Below are 24,300 nucleotides of genomic sequence, written 5' to 3'. Positions count from 1 at the left end.
CAAGAAGCGTTTATGGCTGTATTGAAAATGGATGACAATAATAAAAAGTGATATATCAATGTTTCTAAAGGTTTCGATGTATCATTAACTTATTAAAATGGTGGGGATTGCCACCGATATGCCACCGCTTTATAAATTTGTGCCAGCAAATTATAAGTTCTTTGCGATGGAATCAAATATATCGGCAGCATCTCTCGCCATTTTTTGTGTTAAATGGACATAGCGATCTTCTGTAATAGCAGCTCTGCTATGTCCTAATCTTTTCTGAACTGTTTTAATTGGTGTGCCATTTTCTATCAGCATCGTAGCGTGAGTGTGTCTTAAAGAATGATAATTGAAATCGATTCCCAATTTACCTTTTATCAATTCCCTCGTCTGATACTTAATAACATTCGGAGTATAATGTTCACCATTCTCTTTTTTACAAACAAAATCATAATTCGAGTCTTGTTGATAAAACTCACCATACTTCAGTTTATTTTCTTTTTGTTGCATTTTAGCTCTTTTTAAAATGTTAATTAGAGTTGTTCCGACAGGAATAGTTCGATACCCAGACACAGATTTAGGTGTTGACACTACCCAAATTTCCTTCCCGTTAATTTTCTTTTTAGTAAGTTGCTGTTCAATCTCGATAGTCATATCCTCAAAATTGATATGCTTCCATTCGAGACCACATAATTCTCCAACACGTACACCCGTATGCAATCCTATATGAAAAGGTAAGTAGAATGGGTGATTCTCGGTTATATTCTCGTTTAAAAGTCTTAAATTTTCATTTGATTGAATCTTCAAATCATCTTTAGTTGGCTTTCTTTTCTTATCAACCATTAATTCTACATACTGCATAGGATTTTCATTTATATACTTATATGGGTATACCGCTTGCTTTAATGACTTATTTAATATTCCTCTAATAATGCTTAATGTTTGTTCTGCTAATCCTTCCCGAACTTTCGAATTCATAAATTGTTGAAGTATATGTGGTGTTAATGATTTCAATTTATACTTACCTAAGTGTGGGTTAATATGATTCTTAATCGTTAAACGGTAATTTTCTTGCGTATTTGGCTTTAATTTAAGTTGGACGTATTCTTCATGCCAAAAAGTTAAAAAATCTTGTAACGTCATCTCAGAGGGCTTAAAAACGGTGCCTGCGTTTTCATACTCCAAAATTTTTCTTCGTAATACTGATTCAGCTTCGGCTTTCGTTTGAGCTCCTTCAGCAGAACGTTCGATTTTTTTTCGTTTACCGTCCACAATCCCCATATCAAAATAGTAGTACCATGTATTTCCTCTTTTACGTACTCCGCCTTTCATAGCCTTTTCTCCTTTCTTATTTTGTTTTCTGCTATTCTCACATAACTACCACCTCCTTAAATGAGAATGTTTGTTCTGTTTTAGGGTAAAAAAATTTTCAAGAAATTTCTCTGGTATTCCATATGTATGTACAGCTTCTTCGAACGTAATAGGATTGTTGGTATTAGAAAGCAGTAATTCAACCGCAAAAAGGTTTGCTTCTAATTCGTATTTATCTGTTGAAAAAAATGTGTTTTCTTTTAAAAAGGCCATGTTGTGGTACGGATGTTGAATAACATGGCCTAGTTCATGCGAACAGGTGAAAAATTGTTCTTCATAGGTTAAATTCTCGTTGATGTGGATGACGATGGTTCTGTATATATTACTGACATAGCCCCACGAACTCCCTAAATTTTCATACACAACTGCAATGCCCATGGCTTCTGCAATTTTAAAAGGATTAGATGTACCATATTTTTTAATCAATTGCTTAACTAACTTTTTTACGTCCATTCAATCACACCTTATCTATACTTTTTAGGAGTGAACTTCTTCTTAGCAAGTCTTTTATGCAATCTTAAAGCGTTTCTTAAAGAAGTGATATATAGTTCTCTGTCCTCCTGATCCATTTCATCTAACACTCGACCATCAAAAGAAGCAAGGCCTAAATCACTTTCAGCACTATTGAGAATACGCTCCAAATCTTTTTCTATATCACGTTCATCTTTCTCTGTTAAATCGTAATAGCGTTTTTTATCTGTACGTCCTAGAAGGTAGTCAGTGCTTACGTCGAAATGGTCTGCAATCGCTTTTAATTTATCTGCGCCAGGTGTCTGTGTTTTTAAACGATATAAAGTATTTTTGGAATATCCTAAAGAATTTTCTAGGTCATTTATAGAAATTTTTCGTTCATCGCATAATTTTTTAACTCTCTCAAATACTGTCATATCAACCATCCTTAGCGCTTATACAAATAAAATTAAACTTTTTGCATAAAAATAATTGACACATTTTATGCTTATAGTTTAATATTACTTACATAAGCTAAATTGTTAGCTAAAAAGACAATAGAAAAGACAACCTATTTACAAACATTTAACGTTGGGGAACGGTTTAAAATGTTGATTTCAAGGCTTTTTAAAGTCTTATTTAGCTATGTCTTTATATTAAACTATTCGCATAAAATAAGTCAATATATTAGTTAATAATTTAGCTTATAAATTATCTAAATAGAAAGGAGGGTAGAAAAAATGATAAGAACACGTGTTGAAAAGGTTAAGGAAGTTTTTCATGCGGCTGATGCAAATAGGCTTTTAAAGGAAGGATGGGAGCTATACCAAACATTCTCCCACCCAAAAGGTTACGTCATGATTTTAGTAAAGAAAGCACCGATTGATACAACCGTTTAATCATCTTTCTTAACGAAAACATATACAGGAGTAGATTCAGGAATGCCATTAATAATGTCAGAACGTTGATAAACACCTTCTAGAGTCCAACCATCATTCAAAAGTTGTTGTGCATCGTTAGCGAAAACTACTTCTGTAATTTGTTTAATATCATTCAAAACATTAGTCATATGTATCACCTCCTTATGCGTGATTATACCAAAAGAAAGGATTGATAGAATGTCAGGTTTAGTAGTTATCCAAAATAGACAAGCAGTAACTACATCATTACAAGTTGCTGAATCGTTTAAAAAACGTCACGACAATGTAATTCGTGATATTGAGGTACTTAAAAAAGATGTCCTCAAATTTGAGGAGATGTTTTACGAAGGAGAAACCCCTGATTCATATGGTAGACCTCGAAAAACATTCTACATGAACCGTGACGGCTTCACCTTACTAGCTATGGGGTTCAATGGAAAGAAAGCACTTGAATTCAAATTAAAGTACATTGACGCATTTAATAAGATGGAAGAACACATTTCAAATGTCAATCTACCTATTCAAATGGCTAAAGAACTTGCAAAAAATGAAGAAGCTGTTCGCTTCCTTGCTGAACAAGTAGCACAAATTAATACGGTAAACAATCAATATCACGAACAAACCAATAACAAATTAGAAGCTATCGACAAGAAGTTAGAGGGTGAATATGTCACTCCACAAGATTTATACGCGATTGAGTTTGCAACGAAAGTGAAAGCTGAAAAGTTCGTTGAAAGCTCAGGTGTACAAATTACATTAGATTCATTCCTAAAAGGCGATATCTACGAACAAGCACGAGCGAGTAAGCGTGAGAAAGAACAGTTACGAAGTGAAATCGGCAGAATGAAACGTAAAATACTAGTCGCGGTTAAAAAACACCTAGGGATGAAAGGAAACGATCCTAACAATCACATTCGACGCAAGGATGTAGATAGAGCAATACAATTCATTAAAAACCTTTCATATTCGGAAGTTGTCATCTAGAACATTGTTTGAGAAAAATTATAGAAAGGTGTGACATTATGTCAGAAGAATTAGGAGCTAAAGTTCGTTCAGAACTTTTTAAAAGAAAGATGAGCCAAAAGGAGTTAGCTGACATGTTAGGCATTTCACCTGTCTATCTGTCTGACATTATTCGAGGACGTAAGAATGGCCCTAAGGCACAGGAACATGTAAAACATATTAGAAAAATTTTATGTATTTAAATGAGGGGTGAATGAAATTGATTCCGCAACTTTTAGAAGTAGCAGAAGTCGCAAAACTTCTCAAATGTAACAAGAACAAAGTGTATGAATTAATTAAAAGTGGTCAACTTCAAGGATTGAAATTAGGAAGGATGAAAGTTTCCACTATTGAGATAGAAAATTTTCTATTGAGAAATGTTGGTCGCGATCTAACAGACCCATTCAATATCAAACCACTTGAAAAAGGTGGTGACCAAACATGAAAATCAAAGTCTCTGAATGGAACAAGCTTTCGAAGGATGAAAAGTACATCAAGATTGTACAAGCTAGAGCGATTAATGCACATAAGTTTGGTCGTTAATCTAGCAATCTATAAATAACTTGAGAGGTGAAATCATGGAAGATGTTTATTTAATCGAATGCTCAAAGTGTGGATTTCAAGTGAATATAGTACTGGATGATTTGCCGAGTGAGGATACAAAAGTGGTGTGTGATAAATGTAAAGGGTTGGAATCATCTTGGTACTAAATATCTTAAAAATAATTAAGGATGGCGAACAAATGAAAAAGCGATTGAGTAAGTATTTCAATCTATCATTGCAGCAACGATTATCACTAGTATCAAATGCGATAAAAGGGTGGTGAGGAAATGAAAAACGGTAAACGGTTGAAGCGGTTTGAAAAGCAATATCTTAGAAGTCTCAATCTTAATGATGAAAATTGGTTACTTAGTAAAAAGACAACGGAATTTTGGTTAATCGTCCACAAGTTGACTGGACAAACCAAGGAAATTCCAGCGCCTTAGAAAGGGGTGAAATTAAATGAGACATGAACTAAATATTGTTCAAGTTGATGAACAACCAACTTGGTATCGTAAAACATTCTTACGACCACGTAGAAGAAAGGGGTGATCTAATTGAACACAATCGAGTTTAAACAAACAAGTCGTAAATTTTGGTCACTGTTCATTGTCAATTCGATTTTAGCAGTCGCTACAACATCATGGATTGTTTATACAGTATTTAAAATTGTGGGGTGAATTAGATGAACTACTCACTAGAAGAACTTCAACAAGCTTATGAGTTAGCACTAAAACCACCAACAACAATAAATTAGGAGGAATTTTAATGAAGGTTACAGTTTCAAAAGAAGTTGCCAATGCTTTCGAGTATTTAAAAGAAATCAGAAATTACACTTCTGACAACGATTTACTTACTGAACATGCAGAAGCAATTGCAACTAAAGATTGGTACGACAGTTTAGAACCTTTAAACAAAGTGGATTTAATCACATTCTCGAAAATGTTAATTGAAGGCTATGAAGTCGAACAAACACCTGGCGAAAAAGTAGCGGAATTATTTAAGGCTAAATTCGGTGATGGTTGGGGCAATTATCAAGATGGTGTTCGCTATGGTATTAGAAAAACTTTAGATACTCTCAACATCAAAATACCTGGAGTGAACGACAGTGTATGAAGTTGAAAATCCAATGTTATCACCAAAAGTCACTGATGATCCAATCGCTAAAGTAATTGGCAAATGTCACTATCGTTATTGTGATGAGGAAATTTGCAAACACGAAGGGATTGAGTTTGAAGGATACATCTATTGTTGTGCAACTTGTTTAGGCTCTGAATTACTGGAAGAAGGACACGCAGTTGATTTATCCAAATAAAAAACACTCACCAAGGCGGCAACCAAATGTGAGTGCACTTACAAAAAATATCTACTAGCAGTATAGCACGAAATAAAAATTTTAAAACCCTGGAGGATAAAATATATGAAATTTCAAGTTGGGGATAAGGTTGTTCCTATTAATAAAACTGTTATTGGTTATGGAAGTTTAGATAGATCAAATAACTGGAGGAAAGCAAAAGAAAAAGGTCAAGGATTCCTATTCGTTTCCAAATTCGATGAAGAAGTTAATGCTTATGTTTGTAGTTACAAAAAAAATGATGAATACGGTGATTATTTTAATGAAATAGATTTAAAGAATTACAAAGATAAACCTACCAAAAACCAACGTATAACAGCATTAGAAAGTGTTGTAAAAGATTTAGAACAAAAAATAATCGATATACGAAATGATTACCGATACGACTTAAAACAAGTAGAAACACGAATTAAGATGTTGGAATTTAAATTAGAAGAACAAACAAAATTAATTCCTCCTACAATTCAATCTGTGGAAGAAATCATCGAATTTGAAGGCAATCGATATCGCAAGGTTGATCGTGAAGCTAAAGATGGTGATGTAGTTGTATTTAAGAAAACAGCAAAGCCTGAATGGGTGACAGTAGGGAAACCTTACAAAGCATGTGGTTTTTCATTTAACGGGAAATTAGAATTTAAGGATGACTTAGGTGAAGATTGCTTGGTTTACGATGGTTTTCAAACAAAACACGCTATAGATGACGTAGATGTTTACGAATTAATAGAACAAGATGGACCACCTTATGCACCAATCGGATTTGAAACGGTTGAGAAATCCACTAATCAACAACGAGCTGAAATTATTGAGAAGGCGAAGAAGTTTGTAGAAGTTAAGAGTGAGTGCGTTAAAGACTCTCCTTATGTAGAAGGTGGAATTGCTCGTAAAAAAATAGAAAACCCTAATTTCTATAATTACACAACAGTTGAAGTTGAATTTATTATCAATCAAGAAAAACGTACAGTAGTTTCTTTAGTGAAATTTAACGATGGAAGTATCATGACTAAGGGTGTCGCCAAATGCAACCCATCTGACGTATTTAACGAACACATTGGTAAAGCAATAGCATTAGGACGAGCTTTAGGACTTGATGTATCAGAGTTTGAAAATGCTGTTCAACCAAATGAGATAGTAGTGGGAATGGTGATTAAGGGTAACGAATCGGAGAATCGTTTTTACCGCAAATCTCGTAAGTTCACATTAACTTCTGAAACAGATCACGGCGGGTTTTATTATAAGGAAGCATCTGAATATAGCGGTGAACCTTCTAACGATTACATTTTAAGTTTTCAATTCGGCGATATTCTCAACGACACAAATGCTCAATATGAGGAGGTTAAATAATGAACGATCTAACAACTCAATTTAATGGACAACCTTCAACACAACAACAAGGAGGGGTACTAGCACAAGCTAGTGCTTCTCGTGAAATGGAAGAAGTGAAGGGTGCAATCTTCTTAGCAAAACAGTTTCCTCGAAATTACTTTGAATCTAAAAAACGAATCTTAGATGCATGTAAACGACCATCTTTAGCGGCTTCATCTATGTACTCCTATCCACGAGGTGGAACAAAAGTAACTGGTCCATCCATCCGACTAGCAGAAGTATTAGCGCAAAACTGGGGCAATTTATCATATGGAATCAAAGAACTTGAACAACGCAATGGTGAATCTGTCGCAATGGCTTATTGCTGGGACCTTGAAACCAATGTACGACAAGAGAAAGTATTCACCGTTAAACATTCAATTGGTACACGTAATGGATTAAAACCACTGACAGATCCACGGGACATTTACGAGCGAGTTGCATCTGATGGGGCACGTAGACTTAGAGCTTGTATTTTAGGTGTTATTCCAGGTGATGTAGTGGAAATGGCAGTGAAAGAATGTGAAAAAACATTATCGGGTCAGAACGCTGGACCATTAAAAGACCGTATTACACAAGCATTAAAGATGTTTAAAGAAAAATATAAAGTCACACAAGAAATGGTTGAAGCTAAATTCGGTTACAACATTAGTTCGTTTACTGAAATTGATCTCGTAGAACTGGGGAATATATTCAATTCGTTAAAGGATGGTATGTCAAAGGTTGAGGATTGGTTCACTAAAGAAGATGCAAAAAATCAAAAAAGTGATCTAGCTGCTGAATTTGAAAAAGGAGTGACTGGCGTTGCCGAAACTCTTACTCAATCAGAATAATTACTACTCACAAGAAGCAAATCTTGAGTATATGTCAGTGTCACAGTTTAAGAGTTTTATGGAGTGTGAAGCGCGAACGTTAGCGGAGTTGAGGGACGAATATACTCGTCCTCATTCTTCTGCATTAACAGTCGGCTCATATGTCCATTCGGCATTTGAAAGCGATGAAGCATTTGGTCAATTTATTAATGATAATTACAATTCAATTTTTAAGGCTCGTGGTGGGAAATATACAGATTTTGAACAAGCAGATCGAATGATTGAAACTCTTAAAAAAGACAAGTTTGCCATGTTTGCCTTAGAGGGTGAGAAAGAAGTTATTTATACAGCAGAGTTGTTCGGTGTGGAATGGAAAATCAAAGTCGATAACATTAATCATCAACGGAAAATTTTCTCTGATATTAAAACAACTCAAGAACTTGGCAAACGTTACTGGAGTGACAAATACAGTAAATATGTTTCATTCGTAGAAGCATATGACTACGTACTTCAAATGGCTATCTACCGTGAAGTAATCTTTAAAAACACCGGAGAGTATTACAACCCTTATATCATCGCAGTGACAAAACAAAATCCACCAGATAAAGCAATATTACATTTTGATGAAACACGGTTCGATTTTGAAAAAGAGTATGTGCAAATGCATTTACCAGGTGTTATTAAAACGAAAAATGGTGAAACAAATCCGGTTAGATGTGAGACTTGCGAATATTGCAGAGCTACTAAGCAGCTTAAAAATACTTTTGAAATTGAGTTTTTATTAGATTGATTTGCATCAAAGAAGGGAGAGGGGGATTGTGCAACAAGGTTGGATTAGCTTACACAGAAAAATGTTGTATAGCAATATTTTTCAAAATGAAAAGTTATTAAAAGTATTTATTTACTGCTTATTAAAAGCAACACATACAGATCACGAGTTACAAGTTGGTAGACAAACCGTTCGATTAAAGCCTGGTCAATTTGTATTCGGAAGAAAGAAAGCTGCTATCGAATTGGAGATGAAAGAATCTACTATTCGTGACTATATGAAAATTTTAGAAGATGACAAAACTATCGACATCAAATCCACCAACAAATTTAGCCTTGTAACCATTGTAAATTGGGAACTTTACCAACCTTTGAACTTTAATTCCGACAACAAATCCGACAGCAAAAGGACAGCAAAAGGACAGCAAATCAACACAAACAATAATGGTAATAAGGGAAATAATGATAATAAAAATAATTACTATGTCGAGATTATCGACTTTCTAAATCAACATGCAGAAACTAATTTTAAATCTTCTACTAAAAAAACTAAAGAATTAATAAATGCTAGGTTAGCTGAAGGTTTTACTTTAGAAGATTTTAAAACGGTAATTGAATATTGCTGCAAGGAATGGAAGGGCAAAGTATTTGGAAATGGAGAATTAGGTGATTCTTATTTAAGACCATCTACATTGTTTAATAACAAATTCGATGAAAGATTAAACAAAGCTAAATTAGGTTCAACTCAAACCCCACAACAAGAACAAGCATCAAATTACAAACCAATCAAAATAGATATGACTAGAGGTGAAGATTAATGCTGAATGAAGAAGTGATTTTAGGCACTATCTTAAAAGCTCCTCATTTGTTGATGGATACAGATTTAAAAACTGATTACTTTCAACAAACCGAACACAAAAATTTATTAAACGCTATGAAGAAACTAAGTCGTGAAGGACAAGCAATTGACTTAGTAGCATTAATCACTAAATTTCCACCTGAACGTTTTGGCGGTGTCGGAAAGCTTAATCAAATGTTAAACATGGCCAATGAAACTAAATTTGATGATTATGTAAATTTACTAATTGATCAATGGCGCGAACGTGAAAAGTTAAACATCTTAGAGATTGCCAAAATTGATAATTGGAATTTAGAACGAATCACTAATGAGTTAAATAGCCTGGTATCAAACAATACAAATGACCACAGCACAATTAAAGAATTAGTTACTGCGGTCGCAGAAGATCCGTGGACACCGAAAGAAAAAGAAACCGGAATCAATACAGGACTTGGCACATTACAGACGGTAACTAATGGTTGGCAAAATGGAGATTTGATTATTGCTGCAGGTCGTCCATCGATGGGTAAAACGGATGCAATGCTCCATTTTGCAAAAATGGCTGGATGGAATGGAGCAATACCAGTTATTTTCTCTCTTGAAATGAAAGACGAGAAGTTAAGGGACAGATTAATTGCTTCTACAGGGAACTACAATCGAAACAAAATGAAAAACTTATATGAAAGGTTAACAGATAAGCAAAAGGAAACATGGATGACCACTTTGGGTAGGGTGTCAGAAACCAACATTGAGATATTTGATAAAAGTGGACAAACACTTTCTGAAATACGAATGAAGGTACGGAAAGTGAAAAATCAAAATCCAAGAAAGCAGCTTATCGTACTCATTGACTATTTAACCTTAATTAAACCAACTGATGATCATCGCGGAAATATGCACTTAGCGGTATCGGATATATCCAAAGGTTTAAAAGCAATAGCAAAAGATTTTGATTGCCCAGTAATTTGTTTAGCCCAGTTGAGTAGAAGCGTTGAACAGCGTAAGGACAAACGTCCGATGTTATCAGATTTAAGGGAATCCGGAAGTATCGAAGAAGATGCGGATGTAGTTGTATTTTTCTATCGTGATGCCTATTACACCAAAAAAGCCGATGACGATTCAATGGAAATGATTATTGCCAAAAATCGTGAAGGTGAAGTCGGAACAATTTATGCAAAATACAACAAATATACAGGTGCTATCAGTGACATTTAATGAACTACTTTTAGATGCTATCAAATTCGATGAAGAGAATTTGGCTTATTCAGTTTATTGGCTCATTAAAAATGGTGTTGTGAAAGGTACTGAACACTCTCAAGGAATCAATTGGGATTTAGTAAACCACGATGAAGTGGAAGGTATGAGAAAACGCAATGAACTAAATATAAATCCTATCAAACTATTTTCAGTTCCTTTAGGAAACAACAAACATATGTTGATATTTGCTCAAACAGAAGAATCGGCAAGAGGGCATTATTTGAATGAAATAGGACAATTACCAACTAAGATATTCAACATTTCCAGTGATATGGATAAGAGTTTTTGGTTCGAAGAAAAACAAAAATATCAATCGTTACGCGAGTTGAGGGGTGAAACTTTAATGTTCCCAGCTACAGCAATGATTTTCGAGAAAGGATGATTGCTTAATGTCGGAAAACTTAATTCCTGAAGAAGAACTAAGCAACGCATACAATGAAGCACTAGAAATCAAAGTTAAAAAATTAGAAAAAGCACTGCAAGAAATTGAAATTATCACAAGAAACATGACCGAGTTTAACAACGCTTACGAAAGAATTCACAGTATTGCGAGTAAGGGACTGGAGGTAACTAAATGATGGATAAACAAAAAGCTGTAGATTTAATCAATACAATGCCAATTATATTTTACGATACAGACTATATCGATGACGAATTTATTCTTTACACTGCCACAGTAGAAGATAACGAAATGAATCGTAACATTATAAAATCACTAGGATATACAGATGAAGAAATCGACAGATTGCAAAGTCATCGTAAACGTGAAATAGAATTAACCCATTTTGTATGGAATTATGCAGATTGGTATGACGGCTATAAATTTATTATTCGGGAGGATTTGAAATGACTGAAAAAGTGAGAGTGTTAAGAGAAGTTAAACGAGCATTAGACACACTTCCAAAGGTAAAAATTGATGAAGATTTAAAAGAAATGATTGAACTTCATGCGGAGGGTTTTGAAACGGAAGGGATTAAAATTTTAAATAACATGACATTAATAACTTTCATTCGTTGTTTAATAGATGGCTATGAGGAAGATTCGCCGGAAAAAGAAATTGAAGATTTATATGAAACTCATTATAAAACGAAGCTCATGGATAATATATCAGATGAAGGTAAAAATGTATCACGTGGCATTTGTTATGCAATCGAAACTATGAACGAAATATTCGATTTAAAACTTAACTTGAATGGAGCGACAGAAATTGATTAATAGAGTAGTTTTAGTCGGCAGACTTACAAAGGATCCGGAGCTCCGTTATACACCTTCTGGAGTTCCGATGACAAGATTCACGGTTGCAGTTAATCGCACATTTAAACAAGAAGGCCAACCTGAAGCAGACTTCATCAGTTGTATTGCATGGAGAAAACAAGCTGAAAATCTAGCAAACTTCATGAAAAAAGGTAGTTTGGTTGGTGTTGAAGGTCGAATTCAAACAGGTAGCTTTGAGGGACAAGATGGTAAACGAGTTTATACAACGGATGTTGTAGCCGATTCGATTCAATTCTTAGAGCCTAGAAGTCAACAAAGTGGGCAAAGCAGCACTCAAAACTATCAATCTACTAATAATCAACAAAATCCACAAAGTAATTCACAGTTTAGTAGCCAAAACTACACAAGAGTAAATGAAGATCCATTTGCAAGTAGTAAAGGGCCAATAGAAGTTTCAGAATCAGATTTGCCATTCTAGGAGTTGAGTGAATGACTAACAAATACAAAAACAAAAAAGTAACAGTTGATGGAATAGAGTTTGACAGCAAAATGGAGTCAGATTATTACCTATATCTCAAACAACTTGAAAAACAAGGGATTGTTAGCGAGTTTTTAATGCAAAAAGAGTATGTATTGCTCGAAGGTTATGTGAAAAGCAATAAAAAGATTCGTCCAATTAAATACAAAGCAGACTTTGAAGTTCATTATGCAGATGGTCACATTGAAGTTGTAGATGTTAAAGGATTCTTAACTGCTGACTTCAAGCTTAAAAAGAAATTATTCGAATATCGATTCCCATTCAACCTTAAATTGGTGAAGTTCTCAAGAATCGATGGTGGCTGGATAGAACTAGAAGATTACGAAAAAGCCGTTAAAGAACGTAAAAAACAAAAATTAGCTAAGTAAGGGGAAATCCAAAATGACAAACATTCAACTAAACGTATTATTCAAGAAAATGCAGAAGGACGACAAAAAAGAAGTCTTAATGTTCCATGTACAAAGTGACGAACTTCCACATGCAGATGAACTTTTAAAGTTACCTGGATCAATTACAGTCCTAGAAATCGTTGATGGAGACGTTGAAAAAGTAGCTGCCGAGTTTGCAAATATTCAACGAGACAATAAAAAGACCGTTCTAAAATTTAATGTTAATGCAGATAGCAAAGGAAAAATTGATAAATTTTATCCTTACGCAGGTAGAAATATTGATCTAATCATTCAACCATCCCAAATGACGATTGAAGAGTTTTATGAGAAATCAGATGAAACTGAAGACGAAAAAGAAGGAGCAGCAGAGGGTCAAATGTCTTTGGAAGAAGTAAGTCAATAACAACTAAATAGAGGGCTCTAGTTTAGGGCTCTCTTTTCTTATACGAAAATTATCAAAACGAGGTGTTTTCTAATGAGACAACCAAAATTCAGAGGTTTTAGTCCAGAAACAAACGAATGGGTATATGGGTATGGGTGGCATGAAACAGATTATACAGATGATTTTCTTAGAAGCATAAATCAGTCGAGACAAGATGCAGTTTTATTTACTAAAACATTCCCGATAACTTGTGATATTGAGTCTATGGGAGAATACACAGGCCTAAAAGACCGTAATGGAAAAGAGATTTATGAAGGGGATATATTGCTATTCAACAACTCTATCAATGACAGAAAATGGAAATGTGTCGTTGAATATCGAGAAGGAAGTTTTGTATGCGTATATCAGAATGATAAGGTTTACAATCATTTTGATTCTTGGAATGTACCAAAAGTAACATGGGAAGTTATCGGCAACATCTACGAACATCCACATTTATTAGGTGGTGATTCCTAATGACCGTCAAATCAAAATGGCAAAATCGTAAAACGATTGTTGGTCGAAACAAAACTGAATTAGATAAATTCGTAAAGCAACATGAAGCAAGAGGATGGCGAAAGGTCGGGAAGGGTGCTGAAATCCATGATGCTTATAGGAGTGAATATATCCAGGTGATGGAGTTCGGACGGTTGGTGAATGCGAATTGAAAATACCATGGCATAAACGTATTTACGCATTGTATAAAGGTGATCAATTCATTTCAGAAGGAACAATTCGTGAGATTCATAGAGAAACTGGAAAGTCGATTGAATTCTTAAAATACATGACTTATCCAGTTTATGAAAAGCGGTGTGGGAATGGTCCGAATCGTTTGAGAATGATTTTACTTGATGAATGAGAGGTGAATTTTGATGAAAGAAGCATTAAATAAAATCCTCGAAATACGGAAACGATGTAAGAAACAGAAAACAATCAGCACACATCTAATTGTGGATGGCTTATTGATTGCAGAGAAAGCACTACATTCAGCAAATAAGAAATATAACGACTTGAATAAAAGGGCTCAAAAGGCAGAAACGGAAGTTAGACGGTTGAAAGCTAGGTTGAGAGATTTGGAGGAATGAAAATGAAAGTTAATTTACTAGCACATACACAATTAGCAGAAGATAAATTTTTGTACGATGAAACCGGAAATTTAGATTGGTCATCCGTTGGTGAACATTTCGATGTAACAGACGGACAACAAATAGCTTTGACTGCAATTCGAACTTGTTATAGTCATAAGAATCCTTCTGGAATTGTGGAAGATGAATGCGAGAAGTATTTTGGTGACAAGGGTAAAGAAGCAAAACGACTTTTCAATCACATCGTTAAAAGTGGTCATACATCTACACTTGAACATTTAAATTTCACATTTGCAATAGAAGGAGTATCACGATCATTACTCGCTCAACTAACTAGACACAGACATATGAGTTTTTCGGTACAGTCTCAACGATATGTGAAGTTTAGTAGTGATAGTCGTAGCGAGGGGTTTGATTATGTTGTACCGGAAAAAGTAGAAGAAACAAGAAATACTGAACTTTATTTAGAACGTACAGCATTAGATGTTTATCTTGAAGCGATGGACTATATCCAAGGTGCGTACGATGCATTAATCAAAAGAGGCATTCCACAAGAAGATGCTCGAGCAGTTTTACCAAATGCAGCAGCTTGTAATCTTGTATTAACTGCAAATCTACGAACATTATTGGATTTCTATAGTAAACGGAAACCAGGTGCAGGGGCACAACACGAAATTACGGTATTAGCAGAAGAATTAAAGGCGCGTGTTATTGAAGTGGAGCCATGGACGGAGGAGTTTTTTGAATGACAATCGATGAACATATTATCGCAAATGATGTATTGAGAGAGGTTAGTGAATTATTACCAACTCCTTTCTTGAAAGAACATTTAGTTAATCAAACGACAAAAGGGCTAGCTAAATATGGCACTACTGTGAATGTGGACGACTACGATGTATTTGGATGGATTGACCATAATATTCAAGAGTTAATTGATTCGACAGTTTATTATAAAGCAACGATAAAGAAAATCGAAAAACAATATGGTTTCGAAGGAGTTCATGCTCGAATAATAAGAATCTTAGAAAGAGAGATTCGAGAAAATATAAAAAAATTAGAGTCGCTTGAATTATTTAGAAATCATTATATGGAGGAATCAAAATGAAAGATTTAAATAAATTAACTCACCTAATTAGCGAATGGGCAAAAGAAAGAAAATTAGACGAAGCGCAACCAGAAAAGCAAATGTTGAAATTGATCGAGGAAGTAGGAGAACTCGCTCAAGGATTAGCAAAAGCGAATCTTGACCAGGTAATTGATTCAATCGGAGATGTTTATGTAGTACTTACAATCCTAGCGATGCAAATGGATTTAGATATTAAAGATTGTATCGAACAAGCCTATGAAGAAATCAAAAATCGAAAAGGGAAAACGGTAAATGGGGTATTTATTAAAGAAGAGGATTTACAACAACAATAAGACATCGTATTACCGTTAAAATAAATGAATACAGAGGTTTTAACTACTAGAATGATATTTTGTTCATTCAAAACTTAAAACCTCTTAAAACGAACGTTAGATACCTTAAAATTGAAGGTGATAAAATGTACGAATGGTTGAAAAACTATCAAAAACTCGAAGATGAAATTGCAGACTTGGAATTCAATATCGAGCGAAATAAAAAAGAATTACAACGTTGGGTATCGGGTGATTTAGCAAAGGTTAAGTTGACAGCAGAAAGCCATGGGGCACAACTAGAAGAAATCATTGAAGCAGCTGAACGTGAATTAGCACATAAGATGAACGATTTAGAAGATATGAAGAAATTGATCAATACATTCAGAGGACTGGATAACAAGATTCTTTATATGAAGCATGTGGAAGGTAAAACACTAATTTCAATAGCTGATGAATTAGGCAAAAGTCCGAATTACATTTACAACCGTCATGCTCAAATTATGAAGATGATTGATTATGCTCATAGTGTTAATGGGTAAGAAAGTAGGTGTAAGTATGAAATTAAAGCAACTTATAAAAGACCTAGAAAAATTAAAAGATGAATATAACGATTTGAAACTACTCATTGAAGATAGAGTTAGAGACAACGAAATCGATGAAGCAAAAGAAGATTTTGAAAGATTGCTAAGTTTAAGAAGTTCGATAATTGAAATGGAAGAGTCAGAAATCACTTTCTTAACTTAATATAATGTTAAGTTGTAATTAAATTATAGAAACCATTGAAAAAACCATTTATAGTGAGAGTATAGTAATCCGTCAATATGCAAAACGGATAGGATGAATTAGATATTTATGAATAAAAATAAATCAGAAACAGAAGTACAAATTTTAAATCAAATAGATTTCGTGCAACGTTTTATTGGTAGACGAGACATGATGAAAATTTTAGTTCGCGAACAAGTGGAGCCAGGAGTTTATATTCCTATTGTTTGTAATGAAGAACTACAAGAGAAAATTGAGGAAGTTGCAAGACGAGCGGTTATTAATGAATTAGAAAATTACCAACAAGAACTGTTTCGGAAATGGAACAGAATGAGTATTAAATAATCTAATAAGTCATGGCTCGATTGAGCTGTGGCTTTTTCTTTCAATCAAAGTTACACTTTAACTAATTGTAGATGAAAGAGGTGCGTTATGTTTTACGAACTATTTTGGGAAGGGTACAATACATTCGTTAACAAGTTCTGCAACACATTTGAAAAAACAGTAGAAATTGCTAAACAATACACCAAAGATGAAAATTTTTTATATACGCACGATTTAACTAATGGTTGCATAATAAACAAATACGAACTCGATGTAGAAACTGGTATGTATAATATCACTGAACAATACGAATATGATGCAGATACTGATGAATTGAATAAAATGAAAATTTAAGTCACTCAATTAGCGAGTGGCTTTTTATTATGCACAAAAATAGGAGAGTGAGGGCATGAAACCAATTGATTACATTAAAGAATTCTTCGCATTAATCGGAATGATTATCTCAATTCCTATAATTATTTTACTTTCACCATTAATTGTATTTTATTTCATATTCGAATTATCACGATTCGGGAGAGGATGAGGTGAATGCGAATTGAACACATCTTAGATAGTGATGCAAAGGCGAAATTAGGTGTTTTAAGTCAAGGTAAGGGGAAAGTTCATCCAGAGAAGAAAAACGTTTCTAGGGCTAAATACGAACGTTTAAGCGAACAAGATATTAAAGAGTTGATGGGTGTAAACAGACAAACTTATAGACGTGTGAATGGAAAGATAAGGAGGAAATGAATTGATTAAACGAGTAACTGGTTTTGTATTGTTTCCTCAATCATTTATGCTCGGCTTTAGTTGGGGTGAGGGAACTAATCTTGAATTGTTCTTGGGTGTTGTTGCTTTGAGTATTGAATTCAAATAATGATTGTGGAGGGATAATGATGGAGTTTGAAGTACGATGCACTTTATGTAATCGATTGGCTAATGTAGATGAAGAAAAATCTAATGAAAATTGGAAAGTGTACAAAAACAAATGTGACAAATGTGGAAGTCCAACTACTATGAAAATTAAAGATGATGAACTACCAACACAACCAGAGGTAAGTGAGTAATGAATTTCTACAAATCAAAACCATGGAAACGTAAACGCATTACCGTACTCAAGCGTGATGAATACCAATGTCGAGAGTGCAAGCGTTACGGTAAGAATCGTGAAGCCACAACAGTACACCATTGCAATCCATTAGAAACACATCCGAAGTACAGACTTGAATCTTGGAATCTAGTATCTTTATGTGCTAAGTGCCATGATGCAATGCATGACCGTTCAAATGACGTTCTCACGGCTTTAGGAGAGTATTGGCGGGAAAAGGTAACACCGCCAAAATAATTATTGACGGTGTTTTTTCATTTCTTCTATCTTATCTTTTATAGCTTGTTCAACGATTCTAGCTTGAGGAATCATTGTTTGTTCTGATAATGATTTGAGTTCTTCAATTAACGTTTCATCTAAAGTGAAAGTAACTCTTTTCTTTGTCATTAATAATCAACTCCTTTACACGATAATACAATAAAAGTATTGCACTTACAATACAATATGATACAATATATATGGTTAAGTATTGCATTGGTGGTGGTTGAAATGAATGAAAGAGAAAAAGATTTTGCAGAACGATTTAACAACAATGTTGAAGGATTTGAGTATTCAAGAGGGTATTGTCATTCTGATAAATCTATGTGGGTTAAGTGTAAGGTTTGTGGAAATGAAGAAGAACGTACTGGAGGTTTTTTACGAAAGGTTATTCGTAAAGAAAGGAATCTAGTATGCAAGCAATGTGAAAGAAAAAATAAAGAATATGATGTCAATGTTGCACAGTTAAGAGAATCTATACTTGAGCATGCAGTTAAGCCAACATCATGTTTGAAGCAAGTGAAAGTATTTCGGTGTAAACAATGCGATAAGTATTTTATTACAAATAAACGAAATCCTCGTTATTGTTCAGATAAATGTTTGAATCGTAATAAGAATAAACGAAAAGAAGTAAAGAAAAGAATTAGAAGTGAACAAATGAAAATGAATGGAAGTTTTGATTCAACTATTTCATTAGAGAAACTTTATCGTAAAGCGAATGGAAAATGTTATATATGTAATTGTCAATGTGATTATAACGATTACAAAGTAGATGGTGATTCTTTTATTGTAGGTGAAACATATCCGACTATTGAACATGTAATACCATTAAGTAAAGGTGGTTCTCATTCGTGGGATAATGTAAAACTTGCATGTTGGAAATGTAATACTTTGAAAGGTGATAAAGAAGTTGCTTGTGGGATATAATTAACCCCCCTGGCAACCTCTTTTTTTACATTTTTAAAAGAGGACCGAGGAGGAGGACTTTTTCCCTCCGCGGAGTTAATTTTCACAAAACTTTTTTTGAGAGGAGGAACGACTTTGGCGAAAAAGGCTACAACAAAAGAAACAATAGCAAAAAACACAATTCGAGACATGAAGAATTTGGGTACTTATAAACCTGAATATGACCCTTTAATTGATGTTTATGCGGATATTTTTTCTCAATATTTGCGAGCTAATAAAGAGTTTGAAGAAAGTGGGTATCGGTATGAAACTGAAACTGCTGCAGGAGGTACTAAGAAGTCTGCTATTGTTGCCACCTTAGAAAATCTTAGAAAAGATTTGTTAGCTTATTCAGATAGATTGTGTCTGAATCCTAAATCGTTAAAAAATAATGATGACGATGGTAATGACAATAAGCCACCTAAAGAAAATAAATTGTCACCATTAGATCAGTTCCTCTCAAGTCAGATGTGATGTAGATGGATTTATCGCACATTACTTCTGATAATTTTAAGGTGGCGTATGAATATGCTCTCTCAATTGTGGAAGGCAGGAAGATTGCTTGTGTTGAAAATCGACTTGCTGCAAAGAGATTTTTAAATGATTTAGAGAGAACGGATTTAGACTTTAAGCAAGAACAGTTTGATTTTGTAATCGGACTTATTGAAAACACAGTTGCACATCAACAAGGAGAAGATTTAAAAGGAAATCCATTAAAAGGAACACCTTTATTACTGCAACCTTGGCAAAAATTTGTGATTGTGAATCTATTAGGCTTTTTCAATAAAGATAGTAACGTCAGAAGATTCCATGAGTCATTATTAATGATTCCTCGTAAGAATGGTAAAACTGCCTTTGCTTCAGCATTAGGTTGGGCTTTGTCCATTTTGGAACGTAAGTCGGGTTCAAAGTTATATATCCTTGCTAATAGTTTAAAACAAACAATGGAATCATTCGGATTCTTAAAATACAATGTTGAGCGTTTAAATGATAAGACAATTCGAATAAGAGATAACAACCAGGAGCATTCAATCTCTAAAAATTTTAGTGATGAAGGCTCTATTTTTATTCAAGCATTAGCAAATGACCCCAAACGTCTGGACTCGTTAAATAGTAACCTTTTAATATTGGATGAGGTTCATACATGGCAATCAGCAAAGCAATACATTTTAATGAAAAATTCACAAAAGGCATATCGAAATAAATTACTGATTGCTATTTCGACAGCCGGTGATTTGCCAAATGGTTTCTTAGCCATGCGGTTAGAGTATTGTAAGAAAGTGTTGAATGAATCAGTTGTGGATGACGAATACTTCATCTTCATCTGCAAAGCGGACCAAGACGAAAAAGGAAATGTTGTTGATTATACTGATCCGAAAATTTTAGAGATGGCCAATCCTTCTTGTGGAGTATCAGTAGAAATTGAAGATTTAATTCGTGATGCAGAATTAGCGATGAATGACCCTCAAACAAGAGGAGAGTTTTTTAATAAAACATTAAATATTTTCACTTCATCATTACTGGCTTACTTTGATATTAATGAATTTAAATATTCAGATAAGCTATACAATTGGAGTTTAGAGGAGTTAGCAAAGTTACCAATCCATTGGTATGGTGGAGCTGACTTATCGAAATTACATGATTTAACTGCTGCCGCTTTATATGGTCGTTACAATTATCAAGGGAAAGAAATCGATATTGTTATCACTCATGCATTCTTCCCAATAGTGGCGGCACATGCAAAAGCAGAAGAAGATGGCATTCCGTTATTTGGTTGGCAAGATGATGGTGTCCTTACAATGAGTAATACACCAACAGTCCATTATGATGACATCATTAATTGGTTTAAGAAGATGAAACAAATGGGATTCAAAATTAAAAAGGTTGGTTTCGATAAGAAATTTGGTCGAGAGTTTTTCTTGGGAATGAAAAAGGCAGGATTCAAAATTATAGACCAACCACAATATTTCTATAAAAAATCAGAAGGTTTCCGTCGCATTGAAATGAAAGCGAAAAACGGAAACCTTTATTATTTGCACAATCAAGCGTTTGAGTATTGTGTTCAAAATGTACGAGCTATCGAAAAAACAGACGATATGATTCAGTACGAAAAAGTCGATGGAGATGGCGGTACACAACGTATTGACTTATTTGATGCTGCGGTATTTGGTGCAGTTCAAATGCTCGAGGATATGACGAAAGTATCCGAAGCGAAAGGTTGGTTAGCTAACTAGGAAGGGGGTGGAAAAGTGGCGTTTTGGAATCGAAAAAAGAAAACACGGTCAACAACGGGAATACAAGTCGGAATCGGTAGTGTTGATACTGTTGGATATATAAAGCTTTCTGAACATCCTGATGTATTGATGGCCGTTGATAAAATTGCAGATTTAGTTTCGAACATGACCATTCATCTTGTTGAAAACACTGAAAAAGGTGATAAACGTGTTCGCAATCAACTTGCGCGGAAAATTGATATAGAGCCTTGTAAGAATATGACTAGGAAAACATGGCTTTATAAAATCGTTCGAGATCTATTACTAGATGGTGATGGCAACTCCATCCTCCACATCGCTGTGGATAGAGAAACGGGACTCATTAATGATTTAACTCCGTTACAAATGCCTTTGGTTAGTTATAACGATGGCGATACTTTAATGAGTTATACGATTGATTACAACGGTGTAACTTATCATCCTGATGAGGTTGTTCATTTTGTTTTAAATCCGCATCCGTACTATCCATATCGCGGTACAGGTTATCGTGTGGCATTGAAGGATATTGTAAGGAATCTATCTCAAGCAAATAAGACTAAGAATAACTTTATGTCAGGAAAATATATGCCGTCATTAATTCTTGCGGTTGATGCAATGACTGAAGAAATGGCAAGTAAAGAAGGTAGAGAAAACATCTTAGCGAAGTATGTTGATGAAACAGAAGGTGGTAAGCCTTGGGTAATACCTGCTGATTTAATCAATGTACATCAAATCAAGCCATTATCCTTAAAGGACATTGCAATCATAGAGGGTATGGAAATTGATAAGAAAACTGTTGCTGGTCTCATTGGAGTACCGGCTTTTTTCTTGGGCGTAGGAGAGTTTAAGAAGGAAGAGTATAACAACTTTATCAACACTCGTATCATGTCTATTGCCCAACGTATTGCACAAACATTAACACGTGACTTGCTTTATGATCCTGGTTGGTATTTCCGTCTGAATCCTAGAAGCTTATTCTCTTATGATTTAACGGAAATGGTTACTGCCGGAACAGCGATGGTTGACCGAAATGCGATGCGAAGAAATGAATTGCGTAATTGGGTTTGGCTAGATCCAGATGAAGAAATGGAGGAATTAATCATCTTAGAGAATTACATTCCTTCCACAATGCTAGGTCAACAAAATAAATTGAAAGGTGGTGAGACAGATGAATAAACGTCATATTCAGTTTAGTTCTGAATTGCAGACGAGAGCTTCTGAAAATGAAGGTGAAGCGATTATTGAAGGCTATTTTGTAGTTTACAATGCAGAGACAGAATTGTGGCCGGGAGCCTATGAAGAAGTTGCCCCAGGAGCATTTGAAGAAAGTTTACGCTCAAAAGACATCTTATGTTTAGACAATCACGATAGTCGAGTTGTTCTTGCTTCAATGGGAAGTAATACTCTTGAACTTAAATCTGACAATAAAGGATTGTGGGGAAGGGCGGTAATTGATTTAGAGGACCCTAATGCAAAATCAGCATACAGAAAAGTTCAAACAGGTAAAGTACGCGGGTGTTCTTTTGGTTTCTATCCTACTCGTGAAGAAACTATTGACCGTGGGGATGGCACAGTTAAATGGCGTATTTTAGAAGCCGAATTGTTAGAAGTCTCAATCACTGCATTTCCAGCCTATCCTCAAACGGATATTGCAGCACGTCAAAAAGATGTAGAAGCAATAAAAAAACAAAAACTTGAGCAACGTAAAGCTCAACTAAAGGAGAAGATGAAACGTGGGTAATCCAGTATTAATCGGAGCAAAGTTAAATTTAAAACGAAGTTCATTAAAAACTGTAGAGGAAAAATTACGTTCGTTATTTGCCAAACGTGATGAACTATCTGCATCCATTGATGGTGTGGAAAATGAGGAAGATTTAGCTGCAATTGAAAATGAAGTAAACGAAAATGACAAAGCAATTGAAGAAACAGAGGAAGAAAAATCTACACTCGAAAAAGAAATTGAAGAGTTAGAAGCAGATCTTGAACGTTCAAATCAAAAGAAACCAAAAAGTCGCTCAAAAGAGCCAGGAGGTAAAGGAAATATGAATCCAGAAGAATTAAAAGAATTACGTTCAGCTATTAACGCATATGTTCGCTCAAAAGGAACAGAAGTGCGTGCGGTTGACGGTTTTAAGTTAGTCGATGGTGGCGCATTAGTACCAGAAGAATTATTAACACCTGAAAAAGCAGTAGAAGATACTGTCGATTTATTACAGTATGTTAAACACGTTCCTGTAAAGAGTGCATCTGGTAAATATCCAGTAATCAAAAAATCTGGTTCTAAAATGAACACTGTGGCTGAATTAGAAGCTAACCCAGAATTAGCAAAACCAACATTATCAAATGTGTTATTTGAGATTGAAACTTACCGCGGTTATATTCCGGTATCTCAAGAAGTTATCGATGATGCAGACTATGACATCGTTGGTTTAATCGATGAAGAAATTCGAGATCAAGAATTAAATACTCGTAACTTTGCTATCTCAACAGTATTAAAAACAGCTACTGCAAAAACTGTCGCGAACCTAGATGATATTATCACTCTTCTAAACACAGGTTTCAAAACAGCTTATCAAGTAAAACTCTATGTATCTCAATCACTATTTAACGAACTAGATTTAATGAAAGATGGTAATGGTCGCTACTTACTACAAGACGATATCACAGTTGCTTCTGGTAAACGTCTGAAAGGTAAAGAAATCGTAGTACTTGACGACGATATGATCGGTGCAGCTGCAGGAGATAAAGTCGCATTCATCGGTGACGCGAAAGCATTCTGTAAATTCTTCGACCGCAAACAAGTATCAGTAAAATGGGTTGATAACAACATTTACGGTCAATTATTAGCTGGGTTTATCCGATTTGACGTTGAAGTGGCTGATACAGAAGCTGGTTACTATGTAACTTACACACCAGAAGTTGAAGGTGCATAAGAAAGGGTGATAA

General features: G+C 34.7%; 47 protein-coding genes. 42 read left to right on the top strand and 5 right to left on the bottom strand.

The window, feature by feature from the left end; genetic code table 11:
* Positions 1-150 precede the first annotated feature (150 nt).
* From H9636_RS16190 to H9636_RS16180, 3 genes are read right to left on the bottom strand one after another with little or no spacing between them, the layout of a single operon-like run.
* Entirely contained in the window at positions 151-1,317 is a 1,167-nt protein-coding gene (locus H9636_RS16190) for a tyrosine-type recombinase/integrase (protein WP_191708603.1), read from the bottom strand.
* 45 nt (positions 1,318-1,362) lie between these two features.
* Positions 1,363-1,809, bottom strand: a complete 447-nt coding sequence (locus H9636_RS16185; protein WP_191708602.1) for an ImmA/IrrE family metallo-endopeptidase — start codon at positions 1,807-1,809, stop codon at positions 1,363-1,365.
* Positions 1,810-1,820: 11 nt separating this feature from the next.
* Positions 1,821-2,243, bottom strand: coding sequence for a helix-turn-helix domain-containing protein (locus H9636_RS16180; protein ID WP_191708601.1), 423 nt, complete (start codon positions 2,241-2,243; stop codon positions 1,821-1,823).
* A gap of 303 nt (positions 2,244-2,546) precedes the next feature.
* Here H9636_RS16180 and H9636_RS16175 point away from each other — a divergent pair, with 303 nt between their 5' ends.
* Positions 2,547-2,705, top strand: a complete 159-nt coding sequence (locus H9636_RS16175; RefSeq protein ID WP_191708600.1) for a hypothetical protein — start codon at positions 2,547-2,549, stop codon at positions 2,703-2,705.
* On the opposite strand, the gene H9636_RS16170 is transcribed toward H9636_RS16175, so the two are convergent.
* On the bottom strand, positions 2,702-2,875 hold the full coding sequence (locus H9636_RS16170; RefSeq protein ID WP_191708599.1) for a hypothetical protein: 174 nt from the start codon (positions 2,873-2,875) through the stop codon (positions 2,702-2,704). The two genes, H9636_RS16175 and H9636_RS16170, sit on opposite strands and share 4 nt — an antisense overlap.
* 49 nt (positions 2,876-2,924) lie before the next feature.
* On the opposite strand from H9636_RS16170, the gene H9636_RS19145 reads away from it, so the two are divergent.
* The 35 genes from H9636_RS19145 to H9636_RS16010 all read left to right on the top strand — a co-directional run bounded on the left by H9636_RS19145 (position 2,925) and on the right by H9636_RS16010 (position 18,136).
* On the top strand, positions 2,925-3,710 hold the full coding sequence (locus H9636_RS19145; protein WP_225230287.1) for a Rha family transcriptional regulator: 786 nt from the start codon (positions 2,925-2,927) through the stop codon (positions 3,708-3,710).
* A 38-nt stretch (positions 3,711-3,748) separates the two neighbouring features.
* Entirely contained in the window at positions 3,749-3,931 is a 183-nt protein-coding gene (locus H9636_RS16160; RefSeq protein ID WP_191708598.1) for a helix-turn-helix transcriptional regulator, read from the top strand.
* A gap of 17 nt (positions 3,932-3,948) precedes the next feature.
* Positions 3,949-4,173: a helix-turn-helix domain-containing protein gene (locus H9636_RS16155; protein ID WP_225230286.1), complete on the top strand. Its 225-nt coding sequence runs from the start codon at positions 3,949-3,951 to the stop codon at positions 4,171-4,173.
* A gap of 385 nt (positions 4,174-4,558) precedes the next feature.
* Entirely contained in the window at positions 4,559-4,714 is a 156-nt protein-coding gene (locus H9636_RS16150; protein WP_191708596.1) for a DUF6906 family protein, read from the top strand.
* Positions 4,715-4,825: 111 nt separating this feature from the next.
* Positions 4,826-4,948, top strand: coding sequence for a hypothetical protein (locus tag H9636_RS19305; RefSeq protein ID WP_263604296.1), 123 nt, complete (start codon positions 4,826-4,828; stop codon positions 4,946-4,948).
* Positions 4,949-5,036: 88 nt separating this feature from the next.
* Positions 5,037-5,384 carry a hypothetical protein gene (locus H9636_RS16145; RefSeq protein WP_191708595.1) on the top strand — a complete coding sequence of 116 codons (348 nt, stop codon included), beginning with the start codon at positions 5,037-5,039 and terminating at the stop codon, positions 5,382-5,384.
* A complete protein-coding gene (locus H9636_RS16140; RefSeq protein WP_191708594.1) occupies positions 5,377-5,583 on the top strand; it encodes a hypothetical protein in 207 nt (68 codons plus the stop codon). The genes H9636_RS16145 and H9636_RS16140 overlap by 8 nt, the downstream gene beginning before the upstream one ends.
* Positions 5,584-5,688: 105 nt before the next feature.
* Positions 5,689-6,963 (top strand): hypothetical protein, encoded by a 1,275-nt coding sequence (locus H9636_RS16135; RefSeq protein WP_191708593.1) that lies wholly within the window; start codon positions 5,689-5,691, stop codon positions 6,961-6,963.
* Entirely contained in the window at positions 6,963-7,817 is an 855-nt protein-coding gene (locus H9636_RS16130) for a hypothetical protein (RefSeq protein ID WP_191708592.1), read from the top strand. The genes H9636_RS16135 and H9636_RS16130 overlap by 1 nt, the downstream gene beginning before the upstream one ends.
* A complete protein-coding gene (locus H9636_RS16125; protein ID WP_225230285.1) occupies positions 7,789-8,586 on the top strand; it encodes a PD-(D/E)XK nuclease-like domain-containing protein in 798 nt (265 codons plus the stop codon). Before H9636_RS16130 ends, H9636_RS16125 begins: the two co-directional genes overlap by 29 nt.
* A gap of 28 nt (positions 8,587-8,614) precedes the next feature.
* On the top strand, positions 8,615-9,382 hold the full coding sequence (locus H9636_RS16120; protein ID WP_191708591.1) for a conserved phage C-terminal domain-containing protein: 768 nt from the start codon (positions 8,615-8,617) through the stop codon (positions 9,380-9,382).
* A complete protein-coding gene (locus H9636_RS16115) occupies positions 9,382-10,617 on the top strand; it encodes a replicative DNA helicase (protein ID WP_191708590.1) in 1,236 nt (411 codons plus the stop codon). Before H9636_RS16120 ends, H9636_RS16115 begins: the two co-directional genes overlap by 1 nt.
* Positions 10,607-11,041 carry a hypothetical protein gene (locus H9636_RS16110; protein WP_191708589.1) on the top strand — a complete coding sequence of 145 codons (435 nt, stop codon included), beginning with the start codon at positions 10,607-10,609 and terminating at the stop codon, positions 11,039-11,041. The genes H9636_RS16115 and H9636_RS16110 overlap by 11 nt, the downstream gene beginning before the upstream one ends.
* A 7-nt stretch (positions 11,042-11,048) precedes the next feature.
* On the top strand, positions 11,049-11,237 hold the full coding sequence (locus H9636_RS16105) for a hypothetical protein (protein ID WP_191708588.1): 189 nt from the start codon (positions 11,049-11,051) through the stop codon (positions 11,235-11,237).
* On the top strand, positions 11,234-11,509 hold the full coding sequence (locus H9636_RS16100) for a hypothetical protein (RefSeq protein WP_191708587.1): 276 nt from the start codon (positions 11,234-11,236) through the stop codon (positions 11,507-11,509). Before H9636_RS16105 ends, H9636_RS16100 begins: the two co-directional genes overlap by 4 nt.
* On the top strand, positions 11,506-11,874 hold the full coding sequence (locus tag H9636_RS16095) for a hypothetical protein (protein WP_191708586.1): 369 nt from the start codon (positions 11,506-11,508) through the stop codon (positions 11,872-11,874). Before H9636_RS16100 ends, H9636_RS16095 begins: the two co-directional genes overlap by 4 nt.
* Positions 11,867-12,352 (top strand): single-stranded DNA-binding protein, encoded by a 486-nt coding sequence (gene ssb / locus H9636_RS16090; RefSeq protein ID WP_191708585.1) that lies wholly within the window; start codon positions 11,867-11,869, stop codon positions 12,350-12,352. The genes H9636_RS16095 and ssb overlap by 8 nt, the downstream gene beginning before the upstream one ends.
* Positions 12,353-12,363: 11 nt before the next feature.
* Positions 12,364-12,780, top strand: a complete 417-nt coding sequence (locus H9636_RS16085) for a DUF1064 domain-containing protein (protein ID WP_191708584.1) — start codon at positions 12,364-12,366, stop codon at positions 12,778-12,780.
* A gap of 13 nt (positions 12,781-12,793) precedes the next feature.
* Positions 12,794-13,204, top strand: coding sequence for a hypothetical protein (locus H9636_RS16080; protein ID WP_191708583.1), 411 nt, complete (start codon positions 12,794-12,796; stop codon positions 13,202-13,204).
* Positions 13,205-13,276: 72 nt separating this feature from the next.
* The gene (locus tag H9636_RS16075; protein ID WP_191708582.1) at positions 13,277-13,699 is read left to right on the top strand and encodes a YopX family protein; all 423 of its coding nucleotides are present in this window, start codon (positions 13,277-13,279) and stop codon (positions 13,697-13,699) included.
* A complete protein-coding gene (locus H9636_RS16070) occupies positions 13,699-13,890 on the top strand; it encodes a hypothetical protein (protein WP_191708581.1) in 192 nt (63 codons plus the stop codon). Before H9636_RS16075 ends, H9636_RS16070 begins: the two co-directional genes overlap by 1 nt.
* Complete coding sequence (locus H9636_RS16065) at positions 13,887-14,081, top strand: hypothetical protein (protein WP_191708610.1); 195 nt, start codon at positions 13,887-13,889, stop codon at positions 14,079-14,081. Before H9636_RS16070 ends, H9636_RS16065 begins: the two co-directional genes overlap by 4 nt.
* 13 nt (positions 14,082-14,094) lie before the next feature.
* Positions 14,095-14,307 carry a hypothetical protein gene (locus H9636_RS16060; RefSeq protein WP_191708580.1) on the top strand — a complete coding sequence of 71 codons (213 nt, stop codon included), beginning with the start codon at positions 14,095-14,097 and terminating at the stop codon, positions 14,305-14,307.
* Between the two features lie 2 nt (positions 14,308-14,309).
* Positions 14,310-15,056 (top strand): FAD-dependent thymidylate synthase, encoded by a 747-nt coding sequence (gene thyX / locus H9636_RS16055; protein ID WP_191708579.1) that lies wholly within the window; start codon positions 14,310-14,312, stop codon positions 15,054-15,056.
* The gene (locus H9636_RS16050) at positions 15,053-15,412 is read left to right on the top strand and encodes a hypothetical protein (protein ID WP_191708578.1); all 360 of its coding nucleotides are present in this window, start codon (positions 15,053-15,055) and stop codon (positions 15,410-15,412) included. Before thyX ends, H9636_RS16050 begins: the two co-directional genes overlap by 4 nt.
* Positions 15,409-15,726, top strand: a complete 318-nt coding sequence (locus H9636_RS16045) for a MazG-like family protein (protein WP_191708577.1) — start codon at positions 15,409-15,411, stop codon at positions 15,724-15,726. The genes H9636_RS16050 and H9636_RS16045 overlap by 4 nt, the downstream gene beginning before the upstream one ends.
* A 125-nt stretch (positions 15,727-15,851) precedes the next feature.
* The gene (locus H9636_RS16040; RefSeq protein ID WP_191708576.1) at positions 15,852-16,244 is read left to right on the top strand and encodes a hypothetical protein; all 393 of its coding nucleotides are present in this window, start codon (positions 15,852-15,854) and stop codon (positions 16,242-16,244) included.
* A complete protein-coding gene (locus H9636_RS16035; protein ID WP_225230290.1) occupies positions 16,222-16,449 on the top strand; it encodes a hypothetical protein in 228 nt (75 codons plus the stop codon). The genes H9636_RS16040 and H9636_RS16035 overlap by 23 nt, the downstream gene beginning before the upstream one ends.
* Positions 16,450-16,557: 108 nt before the next feature.
* Positions 16,558-16,812, top strand: coding sequence for a hypothetical protein (locus H9636_RS16030; protein ID WP_191708574.1), 255 nt, complete (start codon positions 16,558-16,560; stop codon positions 16,810-16,812).
* A gap of 87 nt (positions 16,813-16,899) precedes the next feature.
* Positions 16,900-17,145, top strand: a complete 246-nt coding sequence (locus H9636_RS16025) for a hypothetical protein (RefSeq protein ID WP_191708573.1) — start codon at positions 16,900-16,902, stop codon at positions 17,143-17,145.
* A 55-nt stretch (positions 17,146-17,200) separates the two neighbouring features.
* Complete coding sequence (locus H9636_RS19300; RefSeq protein ID WP_263604295.1) at positions 17,201-17,335, top strand: hypothetical protein; 135 nt, start codon at positions 17,201-17,203, stop codon at positions 17,333-17,335.
* 5 nt (positions 17,336-17,340) lie between these two features.
* Positions 17,341-17,541, top strand: coding sequence for a hypothetical protein (locus H9636_RS16020; protein WP_191708572.1), 201 nt, complete (start codon positions 17,341-17,343; stop codon positions 17,539-17,541).
* Between the two features lies 1 nt (position 17,542).
* Positions 17,543-17,668, top strand: a complete 126-nt coding sequence (locus tag H9636_RS19295) for a hypothetical protein (protein ID WP_263604294.1) — start codon at positions 17,543-17,545, stop codon at positions 17,666-17,668.
* Positions 17,669-17,687: 19 nt separating this feature from the next.
* Positions 17,688-17,858, top strand: coding sequence for a hypothetical protein (locus H9636_RS16015; RefSeq protein WP_191708571.1), 171 nt, complete (start codon positions 17,688-17,690; stop codon positions 17,856-17,858).
* Positions 17,858-18,136, top strand: coding sequence for an HNH endonuclease (locus H9636_RS16010; protein WP_191708570.1), 279 nt, complete (start codon positions 17,858-17,860; stop codon positions 18,134-18,136). The genes H9636_RS16015 and H9636_RS16010 overlap by 1 nt, the downstream gene beginning before the upstream one ends.
* Here H9636_RS16010 and H9636_RS16005 read toward each other — a convergent pair whose 3' ends face one another.
* Positions 18,137-18,286 (bottom strand): ribbon-helix-helix domain-containing protein, encoded by a 150-nt coding sequence (locus tag H9636_RS16005; protein ID WP_191708569.1) that lies wholly within the window; start codon positions 18,284-18,286, stop codon positions 18,137-18,139. It abuts the gene before it with no gap.
* A 102-nt stretch (positions 18,287-18,388) separates the two neighbouring features.
* Between H9636_RS16005 and H9636_RS19140 the strand changes: the two genes are divergently transcribed.
* The 6 genes from H9636_RS19140 to H9636_RS15975 all read left to right on the top strand — a co-directional run bounded on the left by H9636_RS19140 (position 18,389) and on the right by H9636_RS15975 (position 24,287).
* Positions 18,389-19,084, top strand: a complete 696-nt coding sequence (locus H9636_RS19140) for an HNH endonuclease (protein ID WP_225230284.1) — start codon at positions 18,389-18,391, stop codon at positions 19,082-19,084.
* 114 nt (positions 19,085-19,198) lie between these two features.
* A complete protein-coding gene (locus tag H9636_RS15995) occupies positions 19,199-19,576 on the top strand; it encodes a P27 family phage terminase small subunit (protein ID WP_225230283.1) in 378 nt (125 codons plus the stop codon).
* Between the two features lie 5 nt (positions 19,577-19,581).
* Positions 19,582-21,336 carry a terminase large subunit gene (locus H9636_RS15990; RefSeq protein WP_191708568.1) on the top strand — a complete coding sequence of 585 codons (1,755 nt, stop codon included), beginning with the start codon at positions 19,582-19,584 and terminating at the stop codon, positions 21,334-21,336.
* A 15-nt stretch (positions 21,337-21,351) separates the two neighbouring features.
* Positions 21,352-22,530: a phage portal protein gene (locus H9636_RS15985; RefSeq protein WP_191708567.1), complete on the top strand. Its 1,179-nt coding sequence runs from the start codon at positions 21,352-21,354 to the stop codon at positions 22,528-22,530.
* Positions 22,523-23,095: an HK97 family phage prohead protease gene (locus tag H9636_RS15980; protein ID WP_191708566.1), complete on the top strand. Its 573-nt coding sequence runs from the start codon at positions 22,523-22,525 to the stop codon at positions 23,093-23,095. The genes H9636_RS15985 and H9636_RS15980 overlap by 8 nt, the downstream gene beginning before the upstream one ends.
* The gene (locus H9636_RS15975; protein ID WP_191708565.1) at positions 23,088-24,287 is read left to right on the top strand and encodes a phage major capsid protein; all 1,200 of its coding nucleotides are present in this window, start codon (positions 23,088-23,090) and stop codon (positions 24,285-24,287) included. The genes H9636_RS15980 and H9636_RS15975 overlap by 8 nt, the downstream gene beginning before the upstream one ends.
* The last annotated feature ends 13 nt before the right edge of the window (positions 24,288-24,300 follow it).

It is taken from the genome of Ureibacillus galli (assembly GCF_014836845.1).
Lineage (GTDB): Bacteria > Bacillota > Bacilli > Bacillales_A > Planococcaceae > Ureibacillus > Ureibacillus galli.
Note: the sequence above shows the minus strand (reverse complement) of the source record. Positions and strands in the feature narration are given on the sequence as shown.